Origin of the sequence: Cupriavidus sp. WS (assembly GCF_000395345.1) — a bacterium.
Lineage (GTDB): Bacteria > Pseudomonadota > Gammaproteobacteria > Burkholderiales > Burkholderiaceae > Cupriavidus > Cupriavidus basilensis_B.
On record NZ_AQPL01000001.1, the window covers coordinates 1 to 19,346 of the forward strand.

A 19,346-nucleotide genomic window follows, 5' to 3' on the forward strand; every position below is an offset into this window, starting at 1 on the left:
GCCCGCCCGCGGCCGGTCCGGGCAATGCCTTACTTCGAGGGGGCGCCGGCCAGCACCCACTCCACGACCGTCTTCAGGTCGGCGTCGCTCAGGCCCGCGTTGGCCGGCATCGGCACCGGACCCCACACGCCCGCGCCGCCGCCCTTGACCTTCTTGGTCAGCGTCGCCAGGGCGTTCTTGTCGCCCTTGTACTTGGCGGCCACGTCCTTGTAGGCCGGGCCGACGAGCTTCTTGTCGATCTGGTGGCAACCCATGCAGGCGTTCTTGTTGGCGATTTCCTGGGCCTTGGCGGCATCGACGGCCGCGTTGGCCGAGGCCGCGCAGGCCAGCATCAGGGCTGCAATGACAAACTGCTTCATGTTTTTCGCTCCGAATCCATGTGAGCCGTGGGGACGGCGATGTGCCGCGCCCGGGGGCGCGGGGGGCATGCCGGCCGCCCCACCGGGCACGGAAGCGGCCAGCCCGCTATTTTGCCTCAAGATCCGGTCGGCCACGGTGCGCGGCGCGCAACGGGGGATGCCGCGCCGGCCGGCGGGCGCGGAGCCGGCAGTTGGCGCGGCGGGCGGGGCGTTGGGTGGCGCGGCGGGTGGGGTAGCGGATGAAGCCGCGGATGGGACGGCGGATGCGCTCAGGCGAGCATGTCGCGCCAGATCGCGTCGGCCCACGCCTGCGCGTAGCTGCCTTCGAGCGCGCTGGGCGCCGGCGACAGCCCGCCCGAGCCGGGCACCGTGAGCATGGTGCGCTGCGCCGCGTCGTAGCGGTGCACGCTGGCGATGTGGATGGCCTCGCGCGCCGAGGTGAAGCTGTAGCAGGTGTTGTTGTAGAGCGGCTCGGGGTCGGGCTCGCGCCCGGCCAGCAGCGCGACGATGGCGGCGGCGGCCACCTTGCCGTGCTGGTTGGCCATGTGGCCGGACTTGGGCATCAGCGGCGCGATCTGGATGGCGTCGCCGAGCACGTGGATGTTGGCCGCGGCCTTGGCCTCGAAGGTGAGGAAATCCACTTCGCACCATTTGCCGTTGGCGGTGGCCAGGCCGCTGGCCACGGCGATCGCGCCGGCGCGCTGCGGCGGCAGCAGGTTGATGACGTCGGCGCGCTCGTCGTCCTGCACGTCGAACTTGAGCGTGCGCGTGGCGGGATCGACGTCGACGGTGTTGTATTGCGGCCGGTACTCGATCATGCCCGGATAGCGCGCGGCCCAGGCCTGCCTGAACAGCGCGCCCTTGGAGGTGATGTCCGGGTTGGCGTCGAGGATCAGCACCTTGCTGCGCGGCTTGGCGCGCAGGAAATAGTCGGCCACCAGGCAGGCGCGCTCGTAGGGGCCCGGCGGGCAGCGGTACGGCGCCAGCGGGATGGTGATGGCGAAGGTGCCGCCGTCGCGCATGGCCTCGAGCTGGCGGCGCAGCGCCACGGTCTGCGCGCCGGCCTTCCAGGCATGCAGGATGTGCTCGCCGCCGGGCTGCGCGAGGCCCGGGATCTCGCCGGACAGCACTTCCACGCCCGGCGACAGCACCAGCCGGTCGTACGGCAGCGTGGCGCCACCGCCGAGCCGCACCACGCGGCGCGCCGCGTCGATGGCGCCGACGTGGTCGCGCACCACCTTCACGCCGTGGCGCGCGGCCAGCGCATCGTAGGACAGCGTGATGTCGCCGATGGCCTTGCCGCCGCCCAGCACGTGGTTGGACAGCGGGCACGAGACGAAGCTGGCCTCGGGCTCGACCAGCGTGACCTCGATGCCGTGCCCGCTCCATTCGCGCAGGTAGCGCGCGGCGGTGGCGCCGCCGTAGCCGCCGCCGACCACCACCACTTTCGCCGCGCGCGTGGCGGCCGCGGCCTGCGCGCCGAGCAGCGCCGTGCCGGCGAGCGCGCCGAGGAATTCGCGTCTTTGCATGGTTGTTCTCCTGGCGGGAAGGGGTGGGAGCGCGCGGCTCAGCGCACGCCGGCGAACCAGCCGGCGATGGCTTCGATCTGCGCGTCGCTGTAGCCCCTGGCGATCTGCTGCATGACGGTTGCCTCGCGCCTGCCCTGCTTGAAGTCCTGCATCAGGCCGGCTAGCTCGGACTGGCCGCGGCCGGCCAGCGCCGGCACCGGGCTGCCCGCGGGCGCGCGCCCGGCGGGGCCGTGGCAGCCGGCGCACGCGGCGGCCCAGTTGCGCGCTCGCAGCGCGCTGGCGGTATCGGCAGCGGCAGCGGCAGCGGCGGGCGCCTGCGCGCGCGCGGCGCTGGCCGCGATGAGCAGCGCCAGCGCTGCGAAGATGGCTCGTGCGGTGGTGGTCATGGGTGGGCTCCGGGGGGCGCCGCGAGGCGTGCCAAACCCTATCACATCGCGCGCGCGGATGTGATGCGCAATACGCAGATCGATCTGCGCCGGCTGCGCGGCACGGAGGCTGCCGGGGCCGGCGCTGCAATGGGTACGCGCCGGCCCCGGCGAAGGCGGCCGGCGCGTACCCGCCGCTGCGTCAGGGCAGGTTGCGGCCCGGCGGCAAGGCCACCGGCGACGAGACCGGCGCGGTGACGGGGCTGGCCGTGGCGCCCGGCGCGGTGGTGTCGGGCGGCGACAGCGGCGCCGGCTGGGCCGGCACGTTGCTGCCGCTTTCGCCCGGGGGCGGGTTCTGCGAGCTCGCGGCGGCGTCCAGCCGCGCGCGCTCGGCCTCGCTGATGTAGTCGAAGGTCTTGACCACCTTGACCACGCCGCCGGCATTGCGCGCCACGTCGGTGGCGCGGTCGCCCTCGGCCGGCGTGACCACGCCCATCAGGTAGACCACGCCCTTCTCGGTGACGACCTTGATCGAGTTGGACGGAATGCCCTCGGTGGTGATCAGCAGGGTCTTGACCTTGCTGGTGATGTAGGTGTCCTGGCTCTGCGTGGCGAACGACGGCGACGACACGATCTCCAGCTCGTCGATCACCTCGCGCGCATTGGGCAGGCCGCGCACGTATTGCTCCACCTGCTGCCTGACCTCGTTGTTCCTGGCCTCGCCGGTCAGCAGCACCTTGCGGTTGTAGACCGTGACGCTGACGCGCGCCTGGCCGTTGTAGCGCGAGTTCAGGGTGTTCTCGGCCTCGAGCTGCAGGCCGCGGTCGATGGCCTGGGTGCCGGTGGGCCGGCGGTCGGTGGCCAGGGTCACGCCGCCGGCCATCGCGCCGGCGAGCACCGGGAAGCAGCCGGCAAGCTGGGTGGCGGCCACGGTCAGCGCCGCCACCGTGGTGGCGGTGCGGGCCAGGCGGGAGAGACCTCCGAGGCGTCCGGAAAAGCGTCCGGCGGGACGGACGGTGCGGGATTCACGCGGGTTGGGCAGAGTCGTCATGCGGTCCTTGCTGGAAGCGGTGGGGCGGAAATGCGCCATGAAGCACGGTTGCGGAAAAGCGGCGGCGCCGGGCGGGCTCAGCCTTCGCCCAGCAGCGCCTCGTCGATGCCGTCGCACAGGCAATGCAGGGTCAGCAGGTGGACTTCCTGGATGCGCGCGGTGCGCTCGCTGGGCACGCACAGGCTGACGTCGAATTCGTCGAGCAGGCCGGCGACCTCGCCGCCGCCCTTGCCGGTCAGCGCCACCACGCACATGTCGCGCTGCTTGGCGGCGGCCACCGCGGCCACCACGTTGGCGGAGTTGCCGGAGGTGGAGATCGCCAGCAGCACGTCGCCGGGCTGGCCGAGCGCCTGCACCTGGCGGGAGAACACCACGCTGAAATCGTAATCGTTGCCGACCGCGCTCAGGATGGAGCTGTCGGTGGTCAGCGCGATCGCGGCCAGGCCGGGCCGCTCGCGCTCAAAGCGGCCGATCAGCTCGGCGGCGAAGTGCTGGGCGTCGGCCGCCGAGCCGCCGTTGCCGCAGGCGAGGATCTTGTTGCCGCTGGTGAGCGCGACCACCATGCGCTCGATCGCCGCGGCGATGTGGGGCGCCATCACCTGCGCGGCCTCGCGCTTGGTGTCGGCGCTGTCGAAGAAATGTTGCTGGATGCTGTCGATATGCATGGCTCGATCGGCCTTGTCTGAATCCCTGCCTATGTTGCCGCGCGGCGCGCGCCGCGCGATACCGCGCATTATGACGCAGGCGCCCGCGCCCGCCCGCACCCGCCGGCGCGCTAGCCGCCGTCCGCGTCGAACGCGCCGCGGATCCATTCGAGCCGGCCCGGCTCCAGCGCCACCACGTCGAGCCGGCAGGCCTCCGCCGGCGCGCCGCCGGCCTGCCGCGCGGCCAGGAAGTGCGCCGCCGCCAGCAGGATGCGGCGCTGCTTGGCCGGCGTGACGCTGGCCGCGGCGCCGCCGAACGCGCGGCTGGCGCGCTCGCGCACTTCGACGAACACCAGCGTGCCGTCGGCCTCGCGCATGACCAGGTCGATCTCGCCGCCTTTGCAGCGATAATTGCGAACCACGAGCGCTAGGCCCCGCCCTTGCAGGTAAGCCAGCGCGCGCGCCTCGGCCCGGGCTCCCCGCGCCTGCGTGGTGGATTTGAATGATGGATTCAACGGAAGTTCTCAAGCATGACTGACTGGATCTCCCTGGCGGCCGGCCAGTCCTACCCGTCCGGCACCCTGTACGTGGTGGCCACGCCGATCGGCAACCTGGCCGATCTCTCGCTGCGGGCCCTGCACGTGCTCGGCCTGGCCGACGCCATCGCCTGCGAGGACACCCGCAACACCGGCCAGCTGCTCACGCGCGTGGGCCTGCACCGGCCGCTGCTGGCCGTGCACGAGCACAACGAGCGCGAGGCGGCGCAGCGCATCAACGCGCGCCTGGCCGCCGGCGAGCGCATCGCCTACGTCTCGGACGCCGGCACGCCCGGCATCTCCGACCCCGGCGCGCGGCTGGTCGAGGCGGCGCGCGCGGCCGGCCACAAGGTGGTGCCGCTGCCGGGCCCGAGCGCGGCGGTGGCGGCGCTGTCGGTGGCCGGCGAGCTGCTGGACAGCGGCGGCGGGCGCTTCACCTTCGCCGGCTTCCTGCCGCCCAAGGCGCGCGCGCGCGCCGAGGCCATCGCCGCGCTGGCCACGCTCGACCACGCCTGGGTGGTCTACGAGGCGCCGCACCGCATCGCCGACACGCTGGCCGCGCTGGCCGCCGCGCTGCCGGCCGGACGGCGCCTGCTGGTCGGCCGCGAGCTGACCAAGCTGTTCGAGGAAATCCCGGTGATGCCGGTGGGCGACGCGCCGGCCTGGCTGGCCGCCGACCCGTCGCGCGCCAAGGGCGAGTTCGTGCTGGTGGTGGAAGGCGCGGCACCGGCCGCGCCGGACGCCAGCCTGCCCGACGCGCGCGCGCAGCAGGTGCTGGCGCTGCTGCTGGCCGAGCTGCCGGCCAAGCGCGCGGCCAAGCTGGCCGCCGCCATCACCGGCGCGCCGACCGACGCGCTGTACCGGCTGGCGCTGGCGCAGCGCGCCGGGGACGACGGCGAGGACAGGGAAGACTAGCGGCGGACCGCCGCGGGCGCCGGCCGGAGCAGGAATCGGGATACCGGCCGGCGCGCGAGCGGCGAGGCTGACAGCGCGGGCGTGCCGGGTCCACATCACGCCGCCGGCGCCGTCAGCGCTGCTTGCGCCGCACGGCCGGCTTGCGCGCCTTGCGGGCCGCGCGCGGCGGCGGATCGGCGACGAGCGCGTCGGCAAGGTCGCCGCCACCGGCGTCGCCGCCATCGCCGCTGTCGTCGTCCGGCCCGGTGGTCTGCGGGCCCAGCGCGGCGACCTCGCTGCGCGACAGGCGGCGGATCTCGACCTGGGTCGAGCCGTGGCTGGTGAAGCCGAGGCGCCGCGCCGCGCCGTATGACACATCGAGCACGCGGTTGCTGTGGTACGGGCCGCGGTCGTTGATGCGCACCACTGCCACCTTGCCGTTGCGCAGGTTGCGCACCAGCACCCAGCTATCGAGCGGCAGCGACGGATGCGCGGCGGTCATGGCGCGCATGTCGAAGCGCTCGCCGTTGGCGGTGCGGCGGCCGTGAAAGCCCTTGCCGTACCAGGAGGCCATGCCGCGCTGCTCGAACGAGCCGAGGTCGGGACGCAGGCCTTCGAACGAGCCCGGGCCGGTATCGGCCAGGCCTTCGTTGTTGCCCCAGCGGAACAGGCCCCAGCCGTTTGTGGCGTCCTTGCCGGCGTCCTTCGCGCCATCCTTGCCGGCCTCCTTCTGGACCGGCTCCTGCGCGCCCGGCTTCGCGCCGGCGGGCTTGACGGCCTTGGCCGGTTTGGCTGGTTTGGGGATGGTGGCGACCGGCGCGCTCTCCTGCTCGTCGCCCGCCGGAGGCAAGGCGCAGGCGGCAAGCGCCAGCGCGCATGTGGCGTGCACGCACAGACGGGCGATCCGCCCGGGGCGGGAAAGATAGGGGGGGAACCGAAACATCGCGCGAGTCTAGCATCAGGCAGTTGGGCGTATGGTCTTGATTTTGTTACGAATTGTCTGTAACAAAGCTGAAAAACGGCGAAAACGCCGGCTACCGGCGCGTACCCGTGGCCGCGTGGCGCCGGCGCCAGCCCAGGCCTGGCAAGGCTTTGCGGTGTGACGCGAGCACGGCTTCACGCGCGCCCGGCGCCGGCGCGCCGCGCATCCGGCCGCGCGCCAGACGCTACAATGCACGGCACCGCGCGTGCCGGCGGCGAAGGCCGGCAACGGAAGTTGGCAACGAAGCCGGCAACGAATGAATGCCGACCACCGGGGCACGCGCCCGCAGAACCCACATTCCACGTCCCTCCCCGCCCGCCCATGCAAGTCCTCCTGATTCCCGTGACGCCCTTCCAGCAGAACTGCGCGCTGCTGATCGACGAAACCACCGGCCGGGCCGCGGTGACGGATCCCGGCGGCGACCTCGAGCGCATCCACGCGGCGGTCAAGGAGCGCGGCGTGACGCTGGAGAAGATCTTCCTCACCCACGGCCACCTCGACCACTGCGCGGGCGCGGCGGCGCTGGCGCGCGAGCTGGGCATCCCGATCGAGGGGCCGCACGAGGACGAGCGCTTCTGGATCGACCAGTTGCCGGAGCAGACCACCCGCTTCGGCTTCAGCCATGCCGAGGCGTTCGAGCCGCAGCGCTGGCTCGATACCGGCGACACCGTGCAGTTCGGCAGCGAGACGCTGGAGGTCTACCACTGCCCCGGCCACACGCCGGGCCACGTGGTGTTCTTCTCGCGCGCGCACCGGCTGGCCATCGTCGGCGACGTGCTGTTCGCCGGCTCGATCGGCCGCACCGACTTCCCGCGCGGCAACCATGCCGACCTGATCCGCTCGATCCGCACGCACCTGTGGCCGCTGGGCGAGGACGTCACCTTCGTGCCGGGCCACGGTCCGGTCTCAACCTTCGGCGACGAGCGCAGGAACAATCCCTACGTGGCCGACCACCTGATCGACGTGGGCTGAGCGCCGCCACGCCCCGCTCCCCGCCCCCCGCCCCCCGTTCTCCCAGTCATGGCAAAGAAACAGGCACCCGACACCCGCCCCGAGATCTACGTGAGCACCGACGTGGAGGCCGACGGCCCGATCCCCGGGCCGCACTCCATGCTGTCGTTCGCCTCGGCGGCGATGCTGGCCGACAAGACCGTGCTCGGCACGTTCTCGGCCAACCTGGAGACGCTGCCGGGCGCGGCCGGCCACCCGGCGCAGATGCAGTGGTGGCTGACCCAGCCCGAGGCCTGGGCGGCCTGCCGCCGCGACCTGGAGCCGCCGGCGCAGGCCATGACGCGCTACGTGGAGTGGGTGGAAAGCCTGCCCGGCAAACCGGTCTTCGTGGCCTTTCCGGCCGGCTTCGATTTCACCTGGATGTTCTGGTACATGATGCGCTTCGCCGGCCGCTCGCCGTTCGGCTGGGCCGCGCTCGACATCAAGACGCTGGGCTTCGCCATGACCGGCCTGCCCTACCGCAAGACGGTCAAGCCGGCGCTGCCGGACGCCTGGAAGGACCCGCTGCCGCATACCCACGTGGCGCTGGACGACGCGCTGGAGCAGGGCGCGCTGTTCTGCAACATGCTGGCCGAGCTGCGCGCGCGCGAGGCGGCGGCAACAGCGGCGGCGGCATCGACACCCGCGGAAGCGGCCCCGGGCGACACGGCGGCCTGAAGCGCCCGCCAGCGCGCGCCACATCGCCGCATCGCTGCATCGCCGCCGCGGGCCATGTCACGCGAAGCTCGCATCTTGCGCCGCGCGGCCTATAGTTAAGTCGTATATGGCCCGAACCCGCGAGTTCAGGGCTGCCGCGCCGCCAAGCCATATACGCATGCCGTCATGCACGCCATCGTGCACGCCCTGCGCGGCTTCCGGCATGCCCGGCCGGCGCGCGCCATGCCCAGGAGGTGTCGCCCATGCGTTTCCATCCCGACCTGCACCTCAGGCAGATGGCCGGCCGGCTGCACTGGCCGCACTGGCCGCATTCATCGCACTCGCCGCGCGCGCCGCATCCCCCGCGGGAAACGAGCGGAGCCCGCGAGGCAACCCGCGACACATCCGCGCCGCGCGACACGCGCGGCGACGCCCACTGGCATTCCCTGCAGGAAGACGCCGAGGTCGCCAAGGCCACGCTCTACGTCAGCGCCGTGACGCTGGTGATCCTGCTGGTGGTGCTGGCGGCAATCGCTTTCGGTCAGGAGGCCATGCACTGGCTGGGTGTTCAATAGACGACCCGCCTGAAGCAGCCGCGTCTGTCTGACCGGGCCGGCCCCCGCCACGCGGGGGCCGGTTTTGTTTGGGGCCGCGCCAAGCTCAGGCCAGCAGCGGCGCCACGTTCTCGGGCGGGCGCGCGATCACGGCGCGGCGGTTGCGCACCACCACCGGACGCTGCAGCAGGATCGGATTGTCGGCCACCGCGCCCAGCACCTCGGCATCGGTCAGGCCGGGATCGTCGAGGCCCAGCTCCTTGTAGGGCGCCTCGTTGGCGCGCACCATCTCGCGCACCGGCACGCCCAGCATGGTGTGAAGCTGCTTGAGGGTGGACAGCGTGGGCGGCGTCTTCAGGTATTCCACGATGTCGACCGGCTCGCCCAGCCGCGCCGCGGCGGTCTCCACCAGCGCCAGCGCTTCGCGCGACTTCGAGCAGCGGGGATTGTGATAGATGGTGATCATGGCGGTCCTCCTCGTCCGGACGCGCCCGCAGGCGCGCAAATCCGCACTATACAAGCGCGCCGGCGCCGGCGCAGCCGCTTCTGACCGCTTCTGGCCGCTTCTGGCCGCCGCAGGCGGCTTCAGGCGGCGTCAGGCCGCGCCGTCCGGCGCCGGCGCGAGCGCGCGCAGGGCCGCCACGGTGGCGCGCAGGCCGGCGCGCAGCGGCTTGTCGTGGCGCAGCACCAGCGCCAGCGTGCGCGCCAGCGGCGGCGCCAACGGCCGCACCGCGATGCGCGCGCGCGGCTGGCCCGGCGGCAGCGCCATGCCCGGCAGCACCGAATAGCCGAGCCCGGCGCCGACCAGCTCCTTGATGGCTTCCACGCTGTCGAGCTCCATCACCGGGCGCGCGCCGACGCCGGCGCGCAGGAACCACTCGTCCACCAGCCGGCGCGTGTTGCCGCCGGGCGAGAACAGCACCAGCGGCAGGCCGGCGAGGTCGGCCGGCGCCACCGCGGCCGGCAGCGGCGCGCCGTCGGCCGGGCCGATGGCGACGAAGGCGTCCGGCAGCACCGGCGTGATGTCCAGCATGCGGCCCGCCGCCGGCAGCGTGACGAAGGCGAGGTCGAGCGCGTTGTCTTCCACCGCCTTGAGCGCTTCGCCGGTGTTGAGCGTGCTGACCACGATCTCCAGCGCCGGCATGGCGCGGCGCAGTTCGCGCAGCGCCGCCGGCAGCAGGTAGATGCAGGCGGTGGCGCCGGTGCCCAGCCGCACCCGCCCGACCGCGCCGCCGGCGTGGCGCGCCATGCTGTCGTCGGCCGCGGCCAGCGCGCCGGCCACGCCGCGCGCGTGGGCCAGCAGGTCTTCTCCCGCAGCGGTAGGTACGGCATGGCGGCCCACGCGCTCCAGCAGGCGCAGGCCGTAGCGCTGCTCGAGCTGGCGCACCTGGAGGCTGACCGCCGGCTGGCTCAGGCCGAGGCGCTGCGCCGCCGCCGAGAAGCTGCCGAGCTCGCAGACCAGCGCGAAGGCTTGCAGGAAGTCAGGATTGAGCTGGCGCATGGCAAAGAAATGCTTATGCCGGGCATAAGTTGGCGAAGCTTCCTTTATAGCATCGTGGCGGGGTAAGGTAGCGCCATCGTCGATATGACAACCTCAACGCCGCCCGGCCCCGCCGGGTTCCGACTCCGCCCCGCAGACCAGCCCGCACCATGAAGACCCCGCTCGCCACGCTCTCCGCCGCCTCCGCCACCCCGCTGGCCGTGGCCAACGCCACCGCCGCCGTGCAGGGCAGCGCCGGCCTCGCCGTGCGCGACGCCGGCGCCGCCGACATCCCCGCCATCCAGGCCATCTACGCGCACCACGTGCGCCACGGCCGCGCCTCGTTCGAGGAGGTGGAACCCGGCGTGGACGACATGCGCCTGCGCCACGCGGAGGTCAGGCGCCAGGGCCTGCCCTACCTGGTGGCCGAGCGCGGCGGCGAGGTGCTCGGCTACGCCTATGCCTCGGCCTACCGCACGCGCAGCGCCTACCGCTTCGCCATCGAGGATTCGGTCTATATCGACGACCGCCACCGCGGCCAGGGCCTCGGCCTGGCGCTGCTGGCGGCGCTGGTGTCGCGCTGCGAGAACGGCCCGTGGCGGCAGATGATCGCGGTGGTGGCGTGCACCGCCAGTGGCGAGGGCGCCGGCTCGCTGGCGCTGCACGAGCGCGTGGGCTTTCGCACCATCGGCCGGCTGCAGTCGGTGGGCTTCAAGCACGGCCAGTGGATCGACACCGTGCTGATGCAGCGCGCGCTCGGCGACGGCGACGAGCGCCTGCCCGGCGCGCCGGCGGCGTGATGGCGGCGTGAACGCCGCTCAGCGGCCGCGCAGCGCCTGAACCACGCTTGGCTTGCCCGGGAACCAGTGCCCGAGCGCGCAGCCGAGCCCGACGGCCAGCATGCACGCGACCCGCGCCGGCCGCCGTCCTCAGGCGGCCGCGCGCGGCTGCGCCGGCGCCGGCGGCGAGAAACGCAGGCTCACGGCGATGCGGTTCCACGCATTGATGTTGGCGATGGCCGCGGTGAGATGCGCCAGCTCGGCAGGCGGGAACTGCGTACTCACCGCTGCGTAGACGGCGTCGGAGGCGCTGTCGTGGCCCAGCAGCGTCAGCGCCTCGGTCCACGCCAGCGCGGCCTGCTCGCGCTCGGTGTAGATGCCGGCGTCGCGCCACGCGGCCAGCAGGTCCAGCTTGCGCGCGTCCACGCCGGCGGCGCGCGCCAGGTTGAGGTGGAACTGCAGGCAGAACGCGCAGCCGTTGATCTGCGAGGCGCGCAGCTTGAGCAGTTCGGTCAGCGGCTTTTCCAGTCCGGCGTCGTCGACGGCCTTGGTCAGCGCGCGCAGCGCGGCGGCCACGCCGGGCGCGATGCCGGTGAAATCGGTGAACTCCATGCGGGAATGGCTCGACATGCTGGCTTGCTCCTTTGCGGTCCGGTGGCCGGGATGGCGGCCGGCTATATCAGGGTTCGAACATAATATAAGAGCACTGATATAAAGAGCAAGCGGCAGACGCCGCGGAGACATCGCTCCGGGCTGGAACTATATGCTGGAGAATTTGATGCTGCAATTTTATTGATGCCGATCATTCGTCCGGAGAATGATCGGCATCATGCAGCAGGGAAAGGAAACCCGGCGGGAATGCCCGGGTCCCGGGCCGGCGCCATGCGGGCCCCGGCGCGCCGGCCCGGAACGTGGGCAACCTTGCGGACAGCCTCGCCGGCAGCGGGCGGCGCGCCGTGGCGCCACCCGCTGCGCGCCTGAAACGATTTCAGCCCAGCAGGTCCGACAGCGCCAGCGCCACCACCTTGGTAGCGCGGTTCAGGTCGTTCAGGCGCAGGTTCTCGTCCGAGTTGTGGCCGCGCGCTTCCATCAGCGTGCGCGGGCCGGCGCCGTACAGCACGGTCGGGATGCCGCGCGCGGTGTAGTGGCGCGCGTCGGTGTAGAGCGGCACGCCGTGCACGGGGATCTCCACGCCGAACACTTCCTCGGCGCGGCACTTGAGCGCGCCGATCAGCTTTTCCACGCCGGGCAGTTCCGACAGCGGCTCGGCCAGGATGATGCGCTCGACCTTGACCTCGATGCCCGGGCGCTCGGCCGCGGCCTTCTCCACCACGGCGCGGATCTCGCCCTCGGCGTCGAAGCCGATTTCCTCGGGGATCATGCGGCGGTCGACGCGGAACGTCACCAGGTCCGGCACCACGTTGGTGTTGATGCCGCCCTTGATCAGGCCGACGTTGAGCGTGGCGGTGTCGATGCCCGGCGTCTTCGACTTGCGCGTGGCCAGCTCGGCGCGCAGGCCGTAGATGGCCTGCAGGATGTGGGTGGCGGCCTCGATCGCGTCCACGCCGGTGTGCGGCATGGCGGCATGGCCCTGCTTGCCCCTGACCGTGACTTCCACGTGCAGGCAGCCGTTGTGGGCCGAGGTGATGCCGTAGGAGAAGCCCGCCGAGATGGCGTAGTCGGGCTTGCTCAGGCCCTGGTCGAGCAGGAACTTCGGGCCGATGTCGCCGCCGGTTTCCTCGTCGTAGGTGAACTGCAGCTCGACCGTGCCGTTGAGCTGCGCGCCCTGCCGCTCGGCCGCCATCAGCGCCAGCAGGGCGTAGGTGTAGGTGGCGAAGTCGGACTTGGACACCGCCACGCCGCGGCCGTACATGACCGGGCCGTGCTCGCTGTCGCCGGTCTCGGCGCCGTAGGGGTCCCGGGTCCAGCCCAGGCCCGGCGGCACCACGTCGCCGTGCGCGTTCAGGGCGACGGTGGGGCCGCCGCTGCCGAAGGTCTTGCGCACCACCAGGTTGGTGGCGCTGATCATGCCGGCGGCCTTGACCAGCGCGTCGGGCACCTTGTGCGCCTCGACCTGGAAGCCCAGTCCCTTGAGCAGCGCCGCGGCGCGCCGGCCGTGCGCGTCGCAGTCGCCGGGCGGGTTGTCGGAGGGCACCTTGACCAGTTCGGCCAGGAAGGCTTCCTGCGCGGGGCGCTGCGCGTCGATGTAGCCGGTCAGGGTGGTCTGCAGCGGGTTCACGTTGTCTCGTGCGGTCATGTCTGGTCTCTGATCTTTGCGTGTCTGGGAAATGCGGGGGAATGCGGCGTGCCTTATCGCTGCGGCGCGAAGTGCTCGACGAAATCGCTGAACACCGCCGCCGCGCTGGCCGCGTCGGCGGCGGTCATGGTTTCGGTGGGATGGTGGCTGATGCCGCCGTTGCCGCAGCGCACGAACAGCATCGCCACGTCGGCGATGGCGGAGATCGCCATCGCGTCGTGGCCGGCGCCGGACGGCAGGTGGCGCACCGGCAGGCCCTGGCGCGCGATGGCATCGGCCCACTGCGCCTGCAGCCACGGCGCGCACGGCACGCTCGCGGCCTCGTGCGTCTTGCGGATCTGCGCGCGCACGTTGCGGCGCGCGCACACGCGCTCGATCTCGGCCAGCACGTCGTCCACCGCGGCCCGGCGCACCGCGTCCTCGCCGGCGCGGATGTCGATCGAGAACACCGCGCGGCCCGGCACCACGTTGGTGGCGCCGTTGGGCACGCCGAACTGGCCCACCGTGCCGACCAGCCCGGGCAGGCCGCCGCAGCGGCGCTCGATGAACAGGCCGATCTCGGCGCCGGCCATCGCCGCGTCACGGCGCATGTCCATCGGCACCGTGCCGGCGTGGCCGGCGAGGCCTTCCAGCTCGACGATGAAACGGGTGGCGCCCGAGATCGCCGTCACCACGCCCAGCGGCAGCCCTTCGTTGAGCAGCACCGGACCCTGCTCGATATGCACTTCCACGAAGGCCAGCACCTGCGCGCGCGGATGCGCGGCGGCGGGCAGGCCGGCCGGGTCGAAGCCGGCCTCGCGCATCGCCTCGCGCATGGTCTTGCCGGCCTCGTCCACGTTGTCGAGCACGTTGGCGTCGAAGGTGCCGGCGATGGCGCGGCTGCCCAGCAGCGTGGCCTTGAAGCGCACGCCCTCTTCCTCGGCGAAGCCCACCACCTCGATGGCGAACGGGAAGCGCCTGCCCTGCCGGTGCCACCCGGCCACGCAGGCGATCGGCAGGATCACGCCAAGGTTGCCGTCGTAGCGGCCGGCGTCGCGCACGGTGTCGAAGTGCGAGCCGGTGAGCAGCGCCGGCGCGCCGGGCGCAGCGCCCTCGTAGCGGCCGATCACGTTGCCGGCGGCGTCGCGCCGCACCGTCATGCCGGCCTCGCGCATCCACGCGGCCAGCTGCGCCGCGGCGCCGTGGTGGGCGCCGGTCAGGTAGGTGCGGGTGAGCAGGCCGGGCTGCTCGGTGTGGACGGCGAGGTCGTCGGCCCAGGCCATGATGCGCGCGCCGGTCTCGGCGCTGCCGGGGGCGGGCGTGAGGGTTGCTGCCATGCGTGTCTCCTGCTGGAAGTGCGCGAATGCGGTGTGGCGCCGCCACATGCAAGCCCCGCGCCAGCGCCGCCGGGGGGCTGGCCGGGCCGGTCCCGCCGGCGCCGCGGCTCTCGCGGCGAGAGCGCTATTCTGTGCGATGCATGGTAGCACAGTGAATTCAAAAATTGCATACAAAAATGATATGCACTATATTGACCGGCACGTTCCGACAATGCGCCGCCGACAATCCCGTCCGGACAACGCATTGCGCGGGTTCCGCTCCAACAGGAGGGCCTCCCGCGCGCGCCGCCGCCCGCACCCGGCGCGGCGCACGGCACGCCAGGCCGGCGTCGCGCGCCGGCATTCCTGCTGCTTTCGACAGGTCGCGCCAGCCTTCGCATGGACGCGCCGCATGGAGACAACGATGCACCCAGCAGTCCAGCCAGGGCAGGCTTCCGGCCGCCCGCAGTCCGCTCCGCAATCCCCGCTCGCGCGCTTCGCGCGCTCGCTGTTCGGCCAGGTCCTGATCGCCCTGCTGCTGGGCACGCTGCTCGGCCTGTTCTTCCCCGAGTTCGCCGCGCAGCTCAAGCCGCTCGGCGACGCCTTCATCAAGCTGATCAAGATGCTGATCGGCCCGATCGTGTTCTGCGTGGTGGTGGCCGGCATCTGCGGCGCGGGCGAACTGAAGAAAGTGGGCCGCGTCGGCATCAAGGCGGTGTTCTATTTCGAGGTGGTCACCACCATCGCGCTGGCGCTGGGCATCGCGCTGGCCTACCTGTTCCATCCTGGCACCGGCATGAACGTCAACCCGGCCTCGCTCGACGCCTCGGCGATGGCGGCCTACGTCGACAGCGCCGGCAAGATCAAGAGCGCGGGCACGGCGGATTTCCTGCTCAAGCTGATCCCCAACACGGTGATGGGCGCATTCGCCAGCGGCGACGTGCTGCAGGTGCTGCTGGTGTCGATCCTGTTCGGCTGCGCGCTGTCGCTGGTGGGCGAGCGCGGCCGCCCGCTGGTGGGCATCATCGACACGTTCTCGCACACGCTGTTCAAGATGATGGGCTTCATCATCAAGCTCGCGCCGCTGGGCGTGCTCGGCGCGGTGGCGTTCACGGTGGGCAAGTACGGCATCGGCTCGCTCAAGCAGCTCGGCTACCTGGTGGTGGTGTTCTACGGCGCGGTGGCGCTGTTCGTGCTGGTGGTGCTGGGCACGGTGATGCGCCTGTGCGGCTTCTCGGTGCTCAAGCTGATCCGCTACCTGCGCGCCGAGCTGGTGGTGGTACTGGGCACCGCGTCGTCGGACAGCGTGCTGCCGCAGGTGATGAAGAAGCTCGAATTCCTGGGCATCAAGAAGTCGGTGGTGGGGCTGGTGATCCCGACCGGCTACTCGTTCAACCTCGACGCGTTCTCGATCTACCTGACGCTGGCCGCGGTGTTCATCGCCCAGGCCACCAACACGCCGCTGGCGCTGGGCGACCTGCTCGGCATCCTGGCGGTGGCGCTGGTCACGTCCAAGGGCGCGCACGGCATTCCCGGCTCGGCCATCGTGATCCTGGCGGCCACGCTGTCGGCGCACCCGGCGATTCCCGCCATCGGCCTGGTGCTGGTGCTGTCGGTGGACTGGTTCATCGGCATCGCGCGCGCGGTCGGCAACCTGATCGGCAACTGCGTGGCGACCGTGGTGGTGGCCGCCTGGGAGAAGGACATCGACCGCGTGCGCGCGCACGACGTGCTCGACGGCCGCATCGACGCGGCCGAGCTCGACGCCGGCCTCGCTCCGGCCCCGCACGAAGCAGACCAGGCCACTCCCGGGACGGCCCCGCTGCCCGGCGCGGCCGCGGGGCGCTAGAATCTCGGCATTCCTGATCACGAGAGGCCGCCCCGGCGCGCCACCATGCCCGAGCACATCGACCCTGCCATGACCTCCGAAGCGATCGCCGACGACATCGTCGCGGCCATCGTTTCGCACCGGCTGCCGCCCGGCACCAAGCTGCGCGAGGAGGCGCTGGCCAGCGTCTACCGCGTCAGCCGCACCAAGGTGCGCGCCGCGCTGCTGATGCTGTCCAAGGACAAGGTCATCCAGATCGTGCCGGACAAGGGCGCCTTCGTGGCCAAGCCCAGCGCGGAGGAAGCGCGCGAGGTCTTCGCGGTGCGCCGCATCCTGGAGGCGGCGCTGGCGCGCGAGTTCGTGGCGCGCGCGGGCGCGGCCGACTACAAGCGCATCGACCGCCATCTGGCCGCCGAGAAAAAGGCGCTGGCCGGCAGCGACGCGCAGCTGCGCACGCGCCTGCTGGGCGACTTCCACATCCTGCTGGCCGAGGTGGTCGGCAACGGCGTGCTGACCGGCATGCTGCAGGAGCTGTCGATGCGCAGCGCCGTGATCACCATGCTTTACCAGTCGCGCCGCGATGCCGCCTGCTCGTCCGACGAGCACCGCGAGTTCATCGAGGCCGCGCGCGCCGGCGACGCCGAGCGCGCGGTGACGCTGATGGTGGCGCATCTGAACCACGTCGAGGCGGCCCTGCATTTCGAGGAGCTGCCCGCCGCGCGCGGCAAGGACCTGGTCACGGCGCTGCTGGCCTGAGCGGCGCGCCGGCCTTTTGACCGAGGTCAATGCGCGCGGGGCCGGACTGCCCCAATATTCAAACCGTCATGAAGCTGCGGGGGCGCGCTTCATGACACTGGGCGGTCCCCCTGTGGACCCCCGCCCGCACGCCGGCCTGGGTGCGGGCTTTTTCGTTTACGCGGCCGGTTTTGCGCGGCGCGTCCCGCTCCGCTCCCTGTCCCGCTCCCTGCTCTGCTCTCCATTCTTTCCTCAGGTTTACCCCCGCCCGCTTGTTGCGCGCCATGCGCACCCCTGTTGCCTGAGATGCGCGTGATCGAATCGCGGCATCGGAGTAGCATGTCGGAGGCCCGGACCAGGCGCCGGCCGGCCCCGCCCGGCACCACAGAAAAAAGCAGAAGACAGGAGACAGACATGACCCGTTCAGCCTCGCCCGCCGCGCACCGCCGCGGCTGAAGCGGCGGCCCGCCCCTCCGGCGCCGGGCCTCACCCGATTTCCACCAGTCCGACCCGCGACGGCGGCCGCAAGCCCGGCGCCGCCCCGGCCGGCGCGCGGCATCCGTCCGCCGCGCCCGGCAGGCCGGCCCGACCCGTTTCTCTTCGTTCCAACCGACAAGGATGCCAGCATGACCTCTCCCGTGCTCTACCACGCCGCCGAAGGCGTCGCCACCATCACCCTGAACCGCCCCGACGTGCTCAACGCGCTCAACGCCGAACTGTTGGCCGAGCTGCGCGCCGCGGTGGAGCGCGCCGCGCAGGACGACGCCGTGCGCGCGCTGGTGCTCACCGGCAGTGGCCGCGGCTTCTGCGCCGGCGCCGACCTGGCCGGGCGCCAGGGCGAGATGAAGGATTCCGGCACGCTGCTGCGCGAGCGCTACCACCCGATCATCCTGGCGCTGCGCAGCATGCCCAAGCCCGTCGTCACCTCGGTCAACGGCGTGGCCGCCGGCGCCGGCATGAGCCTGGCGCTGGCCGGCGACGTGGTGCTGGCCGGCCGCTCGGCCTCGTTCCTGCAGGCGTTCTCCAAGATCGGCCTGGTGCCCGACGCCGGCAGCACCTACTTCCTGCCGCGCTACGCCGGCGAGATGCGCGCCCGCGCGCTGGCCATCCTGGCCGAGAAGATCGACGCCGAGGAAGCGCACCGCATCGGCCTGGTGTGGAAGGTCCACGCGGACGACGCGCTGGCCGCCGAAACCGCCAGGCTCGCCGCGCACCTCGCGCAGATGCCCACGTTCGCCTACGGCCTCATCAAGGAAGCGCTCAACGCCAGCTTCGACAGCAACCTGCCCGACCAGCTCGAGCGCGAAGCCTCGCTGCAGACGCGCGCCTCGGGCAGCCAGGACTTCAAGGAGGGCGTGGCGGCGTTCCTGGAAAAGCGCAAGCCGCAGTTCAAGGGGCGTTGAGCCGCCGCGCGGACACCCGCGTGGACGATGATGCGCCGGTGGTTTGCCCCCCCCCGCGAGCGGGAAAGGGGAGCAAGCAGGCCGCGGAGAGGGCAAGTGCCGACGCTTGCCCGCGCGCGACGGTACGCACAGACCACACACCAGACACCAGACACGGAAGCCCACAACGATGACCGACCCCGCACACGGCGCGCAGCGCATCGCCCTCACCATCGACCGCGGCGTGGCCGAGGTCCGGCTCAACCGCCCCGACAAGATGAACGCGCTCGACCCCGCCATGTTCGACGCGCTGATCGAGACCGGCCAGCGCCTCATGAACGAGCCGGACCTGCGCGCGGTGGTGCTGTCCGGCGAAGGCCGCGCGTTCTGCGCGGGGCTCGACATGCAGAGCATGGCCGGCATTGCCGATGGCGCCGGCGGCGGCATCGCCGCGGGCCGGCTGGCCGCGCGCACGCACGGCATCTCCAACCGGCCGCAGTACGCCTGCATGGTGTGGCGCGAGCTGCCGGTGCCGGTGATCGCCGCGGTGCACGGCGTGGCCTTCGGCGGCGGGCTGCAGGTGGCGCTCGGCGCCGACCTGCGCTACGTCGGCGCGGACACGCGCATGTCGGTGATGGAGATCAAGTGGGGACTGGTGCCGGACATGGCCGGCATGCTGCTGATGCGCGGCCTGGTGCGCCCGGACCGGCTGCGCGAGCTGGTCTACAGCGGCCGCATCGTCGGCGCCGAGGAAGCCTGCGCGCTCGGCCTGGCCACTGCGCTGGTGGACGACCCGCGCGCCGCCGCGCTGGCCGCCGCGCGCGAGATCGCCGGCCGCAGCCCCGACGCCATCCGCGCGGCCAAGCGGCTGCTGCGCGCCGGCGAGGACGGCGAGGGCCACGACGGCGCCGCCATCCTGCGGGCGGAATCGGTCGAGCAGGACCGCCTGATCGGCACCGCCAACCAGCGCGAGGCGGTGCTCGCCAACCTGGAAAAACGCGCGCCGGTGTTCAAGCCGGCCGCCTAGCG

21 protein-coding genes are annotated in these 19,346 nt (G+C 72.2%); 9 read left to right on the top strand and 12 right to left on the bottom strand.

Features of this window, described 5'->3' with window-relative positions; genetic code table 11:
• Positions 1-29: 29 nt before the first annotated feature.
• The 6 genes from K206_RS0100005 to K206_RS0100030 form a co-directional block, all read right to left on the bottom strand.
• A complete protein-coding gene (locus tag K206_RS0100005; RefSeq protein WP_020423604.1) occupies positions 30-359 on the bottom strand; it encodes a c-type cytochrome in 330 nt (109 codons plus the stop codon).
• Positions 360-628: 269 nt separating this feature from the next.
• On the bottom strand, positions 629-1,888 hold the full coding sequence (locus K206_RS0100010) for an NAD(P)/FAD-dependent oxidoreductase (RefSeq protein ID WP_020200353.1): 1,260 nt from the start codon (positions 1,886-1,888) through the stop codon (positions 629-631).
• A gap of 38 nt (positions 1,889-1,926) precedes the next feature.
• Entirely contained in the window at positions 1,927-2,274 is a 348-nt protein-coding gene (locus K206_RS0100015) for a c-type cytochrome (RefSeq protein ID WP_020200354.1), read from the bottom strand.
• Between the two features lie 181 nt (positions 2,275-2,455).
• The gene (locus tag K206_RS0100020; protein WP_029043041.1) at positions 2,456-3,304 is read right to left on the bottom strand and encodes a BON domain-containing protein; all 849 of its coding nucleotides are present in this window, start codon (positions 3,302-3,304) and stop codon (positions 2,456-2,458) included.
• A 77-nt stretch (positions 3,305-3,381) separates the two neighbouring features.
• On the bottom strand, positions 3,382-3,969 hold the full coding sequence (locus K206_RS0100025; RefSeq protein ID WP_020200356.1) for a phosphoheptose isomerase: 588 nt from the start codon (positions 3,967-3,969) through the stop codon (positions 3,382-3,384).
• 110 nt (positions 3,970-4,079) lie between these two features.
• Positions 4,080-4,463: a YraN family protein gene (locus K206_RS0100030; protein ID WP_029043042.1), complete on the bottom strand. Its 384-nt coding sequence runs from the start codon at positions 4,461-4,463 to the stop codon at positions 4,080-4,082.
• Positions 4,464-4,478: 15 nt separating this feature from the next.
• Here K206_RS0100030 and rsmI point away from each other — a divergent pair, with 15 nt between their 5' ends.
• Positions 4,479-5,399 carry a 16S rRNA (cytidine(1402)-2'-O)-methyltransferase gene (gene rsmI / locus K206_RS0100035; RefSeq protein WP_020200358.1) on the top strand — a complete coding sequence of 307 codons (921 nt, stop codon included), beginning with the start codon at positions 4,479-4,481 and terminating at the stop codon, positions 5,397-5,399.
• Positions 5,400-5,511: 112 nt separating this feature from the next.
• Here the strand turns inward: rsmI and K206_RS0100040 are convergent, their stop codons facing one another.
• A complete protein-coding gene (locus K206_RS0100040; protein ID WP_043364874.1) occupies positions 5,512-6,321 on the bottom strand; it encodes a septal ring lytic transglycosylase RlpA family protein in 810 nt (269 codons plus the stop codon).
• Between the two features lie 360 nt (positions 6,322-6,681).
• Between K206_RS0100040 and K206_RS0100045 the strand changes: the two genes are divergently transcribed.
• From K206_RS0100045 to K206_RS0100055, 3 genes are all read left to right on the top strand, one after another.
• Positions 6,682-7,332 carry an MBL fold metallo-hydrolase gene (locus K206_RS0100045; RefSeq protein ID WP_020200360.1) on the top strand — a complete coding sequence of 217 codons (651 nt, stop codon included), beginning with the start codon at positions 6,682-6,684 and terminating at the stop codon, positions 7,330-7,332.
• 48 nt (positions 7,333-7,380) lie between these two features.
• Positions 7,381-8,028 carry a hypothetical protein gene (locus K206_RS0100050; protein ID WP_029043043.1) on the top strand — a complete coding sequence of 216 codons (648 nt, stop codon included), beginning with the start codon at positions 7,381-7,383 and terminating at the stop codon, positions 8,026-8,028.
• A 242-nt stretch (positions 8,029-8,270) separates the two neighbouring features.
• Positions 8,271-8,582, top strand: a complete 312-nt coding sequence (locus K206_RS0100055) for a hypothetical protein (RefSeq protein WP_020200362.1) — start codon at positions 8,271-8,273, stop codon at positions 8,580-8,582.
• An 85-nt stretch (positions 8,583-8,667) separates the two neighbouring features.
• Here the strand turns inward: K206_RS0100055 and arsC are convergent, their stop codons facing one another.
• The gene (arsC, locus tag K206_RS0100060; RefSeq protein WP_020200363.1) at positions 8,668-9,027 is read right to left on the bottom strand and encodes an arsenate reductase (glutaredoxin); all 360 of its coding nucleotides are present in this window, start codon (positions 9,025-9,027) and stop codon (positions 8,668-8,670) included.
• 129 nt (positions 9,028-9,156) lie between these two features.
• Positions 9,157-10,062: a LysR family transcriptional regulator gene (locus K206_RS0100065; protein ID WP_020200364.1), complete on the bottom strand. Its 906-nt coding sequence runs from the start codon at positions 10,060-10,062 to the stop codon at positions 9,157-9,159.
• A 149-nt stretch (positions 10,063-10,211) separates the two neighbouring features.
• Between K206_RS0100065 and K206_RS0100070 the strand changes: the two genes are divergently transcribed.
• A complete protein-coding gene (locus K206_RS0100070) occupies positions 10,212-10,841 on the top strand; it encodes a GNAT family N-acetyltransferase (RefSeq protein ID WP_020200365.1) in 630 nt (209 codons plus the stop codon).
• 129 nt (positions 10,842-10,970) lie between these two features.
• On the opposite strand, the gene K206_RS0100080 is transcribed toward K206_RS0100070, so the two are convergent.
• The 3 genes from K206_RS0100080 to K206_RS0100090 all read right to left on the bottom strand — a co-directional run bounded on the left by K206_RS0100080 (position 10,971) and on the right by K206_RS0100090 (position 14,393).
• Positions 10,971-11,432 carry a carboxymuconolactone decarboxylase family protein gene (locus tag K206_RS0100080; protein ID WP_020200366.1) on the bottom strand — a complete coding sequence of 154 codons (462 nt, stop codon included), beginning with the start codon at positions 11,430-11,432 and terminating at the stop codon, positions 10,971-10,973.
• Between the two features lie 376 nt (positions 11,433-11,808).
• Positions 11,809-13,077 (bottom strand): M20/M25/M40 family metallo-hydrolase, encoded by a 1,269-nt coding sequence (locus K206_RS0100085; protein WP_029043045.1) that lies wholly within the window; start codon positions 13,075-13,077, stop codon positions 11,809-11,811.
• A 53-nt stretch (positions 13,078-13,130) separates the two neighbouring features.
• On the bottom strand, positions 13,131-14,393 hold the full coding sequence (locus tag K206_RS0100090; RefSeq protein WP_020423606.1) for an allantoate amidohydrolase: 1,263 nt from the start codon (positions 14,391-14,393) through the stop codon (positions 13,131-13,133).
• Positions 14,394-14,796: 403 nt separating this feature from the next.
• On the opposite strand from K206_RS0100090, the gene K206_RS0100095 reads away from it, so the two are divergent.
• The 4 genes from K206_RS0100095 (at position 14,797) to K206_RS0100110 (ending at position 19,344) form a co-directional block, all read left to right on the top strand.
• Positions 14,797-16,221 carry a C4-dicarboxylate transporter DctA gene (locus K206_RS0100095; protein WP_020200369.1) on the top strand — a complete coding sequence of 475 codons (1,425 nt, stop codon included), beginning with the start codon at positions 14,797-14,799 and terminating at the stop codon, positions 16,219-16,221.
• 45 nt (positions 16,222-16,266) lie between these two features.
• Positions 16,267-16,956 carry a GntR family transcriptional regulator gene (locus K206_RS0100100; protein WP_020200370.1) on the top strand — a complete coding sequence of 230 codons (690 nt, stop codon included), beginning with the start codon at positions 16,267-16,269 and terminating at the stop codon, positions 16,954-16,956.
• A 605-nt stretch (positions 16,957-17,561) separates the two neighbouring features.
• Positions 17,562-18,338 carry an enoyl-CoA hydratase-related protein gene (locus tag K206_RS0100105; protein ID WP_020200371.1) on the top strand — a complete coding sequence of 259 codons (777 nt, stop codon included), beginning with the start codon at positions 17,562-17,564 and terminating at the stop codon, positions 18,336-18,338.
• Positions 18,339-18,507: 169 nt separating this feature from the next.
• Entirely contained in the window at positions 18,508-19,344 is an 837-nt protein-coding gene (locus tag K206_RS0100110) for a crotonase/enoyl-CoA hydratase family protein (protein ID WP_020200372.1), read from the top strand.
• Positions 19,345-19,346: the final 2 nt, after the last annotated feature.

Bases quoted from the DNA above. Each gene is read 5' to 3' on its own strand.
- K206_RS0100005 (WP_020423604.1), bottom strand. From the start codon at position 359: ATGAAGCAGTTTGTCATTGCAGCCCTGATGCTGGCCTGCGCGGCCTCG.
- K206_RS0100010 (WP_020200353.1), bottom strand. From the start codon at position 1,888: ATGCAAAGACGCGAATTCCTCGGCGCGCTCGCCGGCACGGCGCTGCTC.
- K206_RS0100015 (WP_020200354.1), bottom strand. From the start codon at position 2,274: ATGACCACCACCGCACGAGCCATCTTCGCAGCGCTGGCGCTGCTCATC.
- K206_RS0100020 (WP_029043041.1), bottom strand. From the start codon at position 3,304: ATGACGACTCTGCCCAACCCGCGTGAATCCCGCACCGTCCGTCCCGCC.
- K206_RS0100025 (WP_020200356.1), bottom strand. From the start codon at position 3,969: ATGCATATCGACAGCATCCAGCAACATTTCTTCGACAGCGCCGACACC.
- rsmI (WP_020200358.1), top strand. From the start codon at position 4,479: ATGACTGACTGGATCTCCCTGGCGGCCGGCCAGTCCTACCCGTCCGGC.
- K206_RS0100040 (WP_043364874.1), bottom strand. From the start codon at position 6,321: ATGTTTCGGTTCCCCCCCTATCTTTCCCGCCCCGGGCGGATCGCCCGT.
- K206_RS0100045 (WP_020200360.1), top strand. From the start codon at position 6,682: ATGCAAGTCCTCCTGATTCCCGTGACGCCCTTCCAGCAGAACTGCGCG.
- K206_RS0100050 (WP_029043043.1), top strand. From the start codon at position 7,381: ATGGCAAAGAAACAGGCACCCGACACCCGCCCCGAGATCTACGTGAGC.
- K206_RS0100055 (WP_020200362.1), top strand. From the start codon at position 8,271: ATGCGTTTCCATCCCGACCTGCACCTCAGGCAGATGGCCGGCCGGCTG.
- arsC (WP_020200363.1), bottom strand. From the start codon at position 9,027: ATGATCACCATCTATCACAATCCCCGCTGCTCGAAGTCGCGCGAAGCG.
- K206_RS0100065 (WP_020200364.1), bottom strand. From the start codon at position 10,062: ATGCGCCAGCTCAATCCTGACTTCCTGCAAGCCTTCGCGCTGGTCTGC.
- K206_RS0100070 (WP_020200365.1), top strand. From the start codon at position 10,212: ATGAAGACCCCGCTCGCCACGCTCTCCGCCGCCTCCGCCACCCCGCTG.
- K206_RS0100080 (WP_020200366.1), bottom strand. From the start codon at position 11,432: ATGGAGTTCACCGATTTCACCGGCATCGCGCCCGGCGTGGCCGCCGCG.
- K206_RS0100085 (WP_029043045.1), bottom strand. From the start codon at position 13,077: ATGACCGCACGAGACAACGTGAACCCGCTGCAGACCACCCTGACCGGC.
- K206_RS0100090 (WP_020423606.1), bottom strand. From the start codon at position 14,393: ATGGCAGCAACCCTCACGCCCGCCCCCGGCAGCGCCGAGACCGGCGCG.
- K206_RS0100095 (WP_020200369.1), top strand. From the start codon at position 14,797: ATGCACCCAGCAGTCCAGCCAGGGCAGGCTTCCGGCCGCCCGCAGTCC.
- K206_RS0100100 (WP_020200370.1), top strand. From the start codon at position 16,267: ATGCCCGAGCACATCGACCCTGCCATGACCTCCGAAGCGATCGCCGAC.
- K206_RS0100105 (WP_020200371.1), top strand. From the start codon at position 17,562: ATGACCTCTCCCGTGCTCTACCACGCCGCCGAAGGCGTCGCCACCATC.
- K206_RS0100110 (WP_020200372.1), top strand. From the start codon at position 18,508: ATGACCGACCCCGCACACGGCGCGCAGCGCATCGCCCTCACCATCGAC.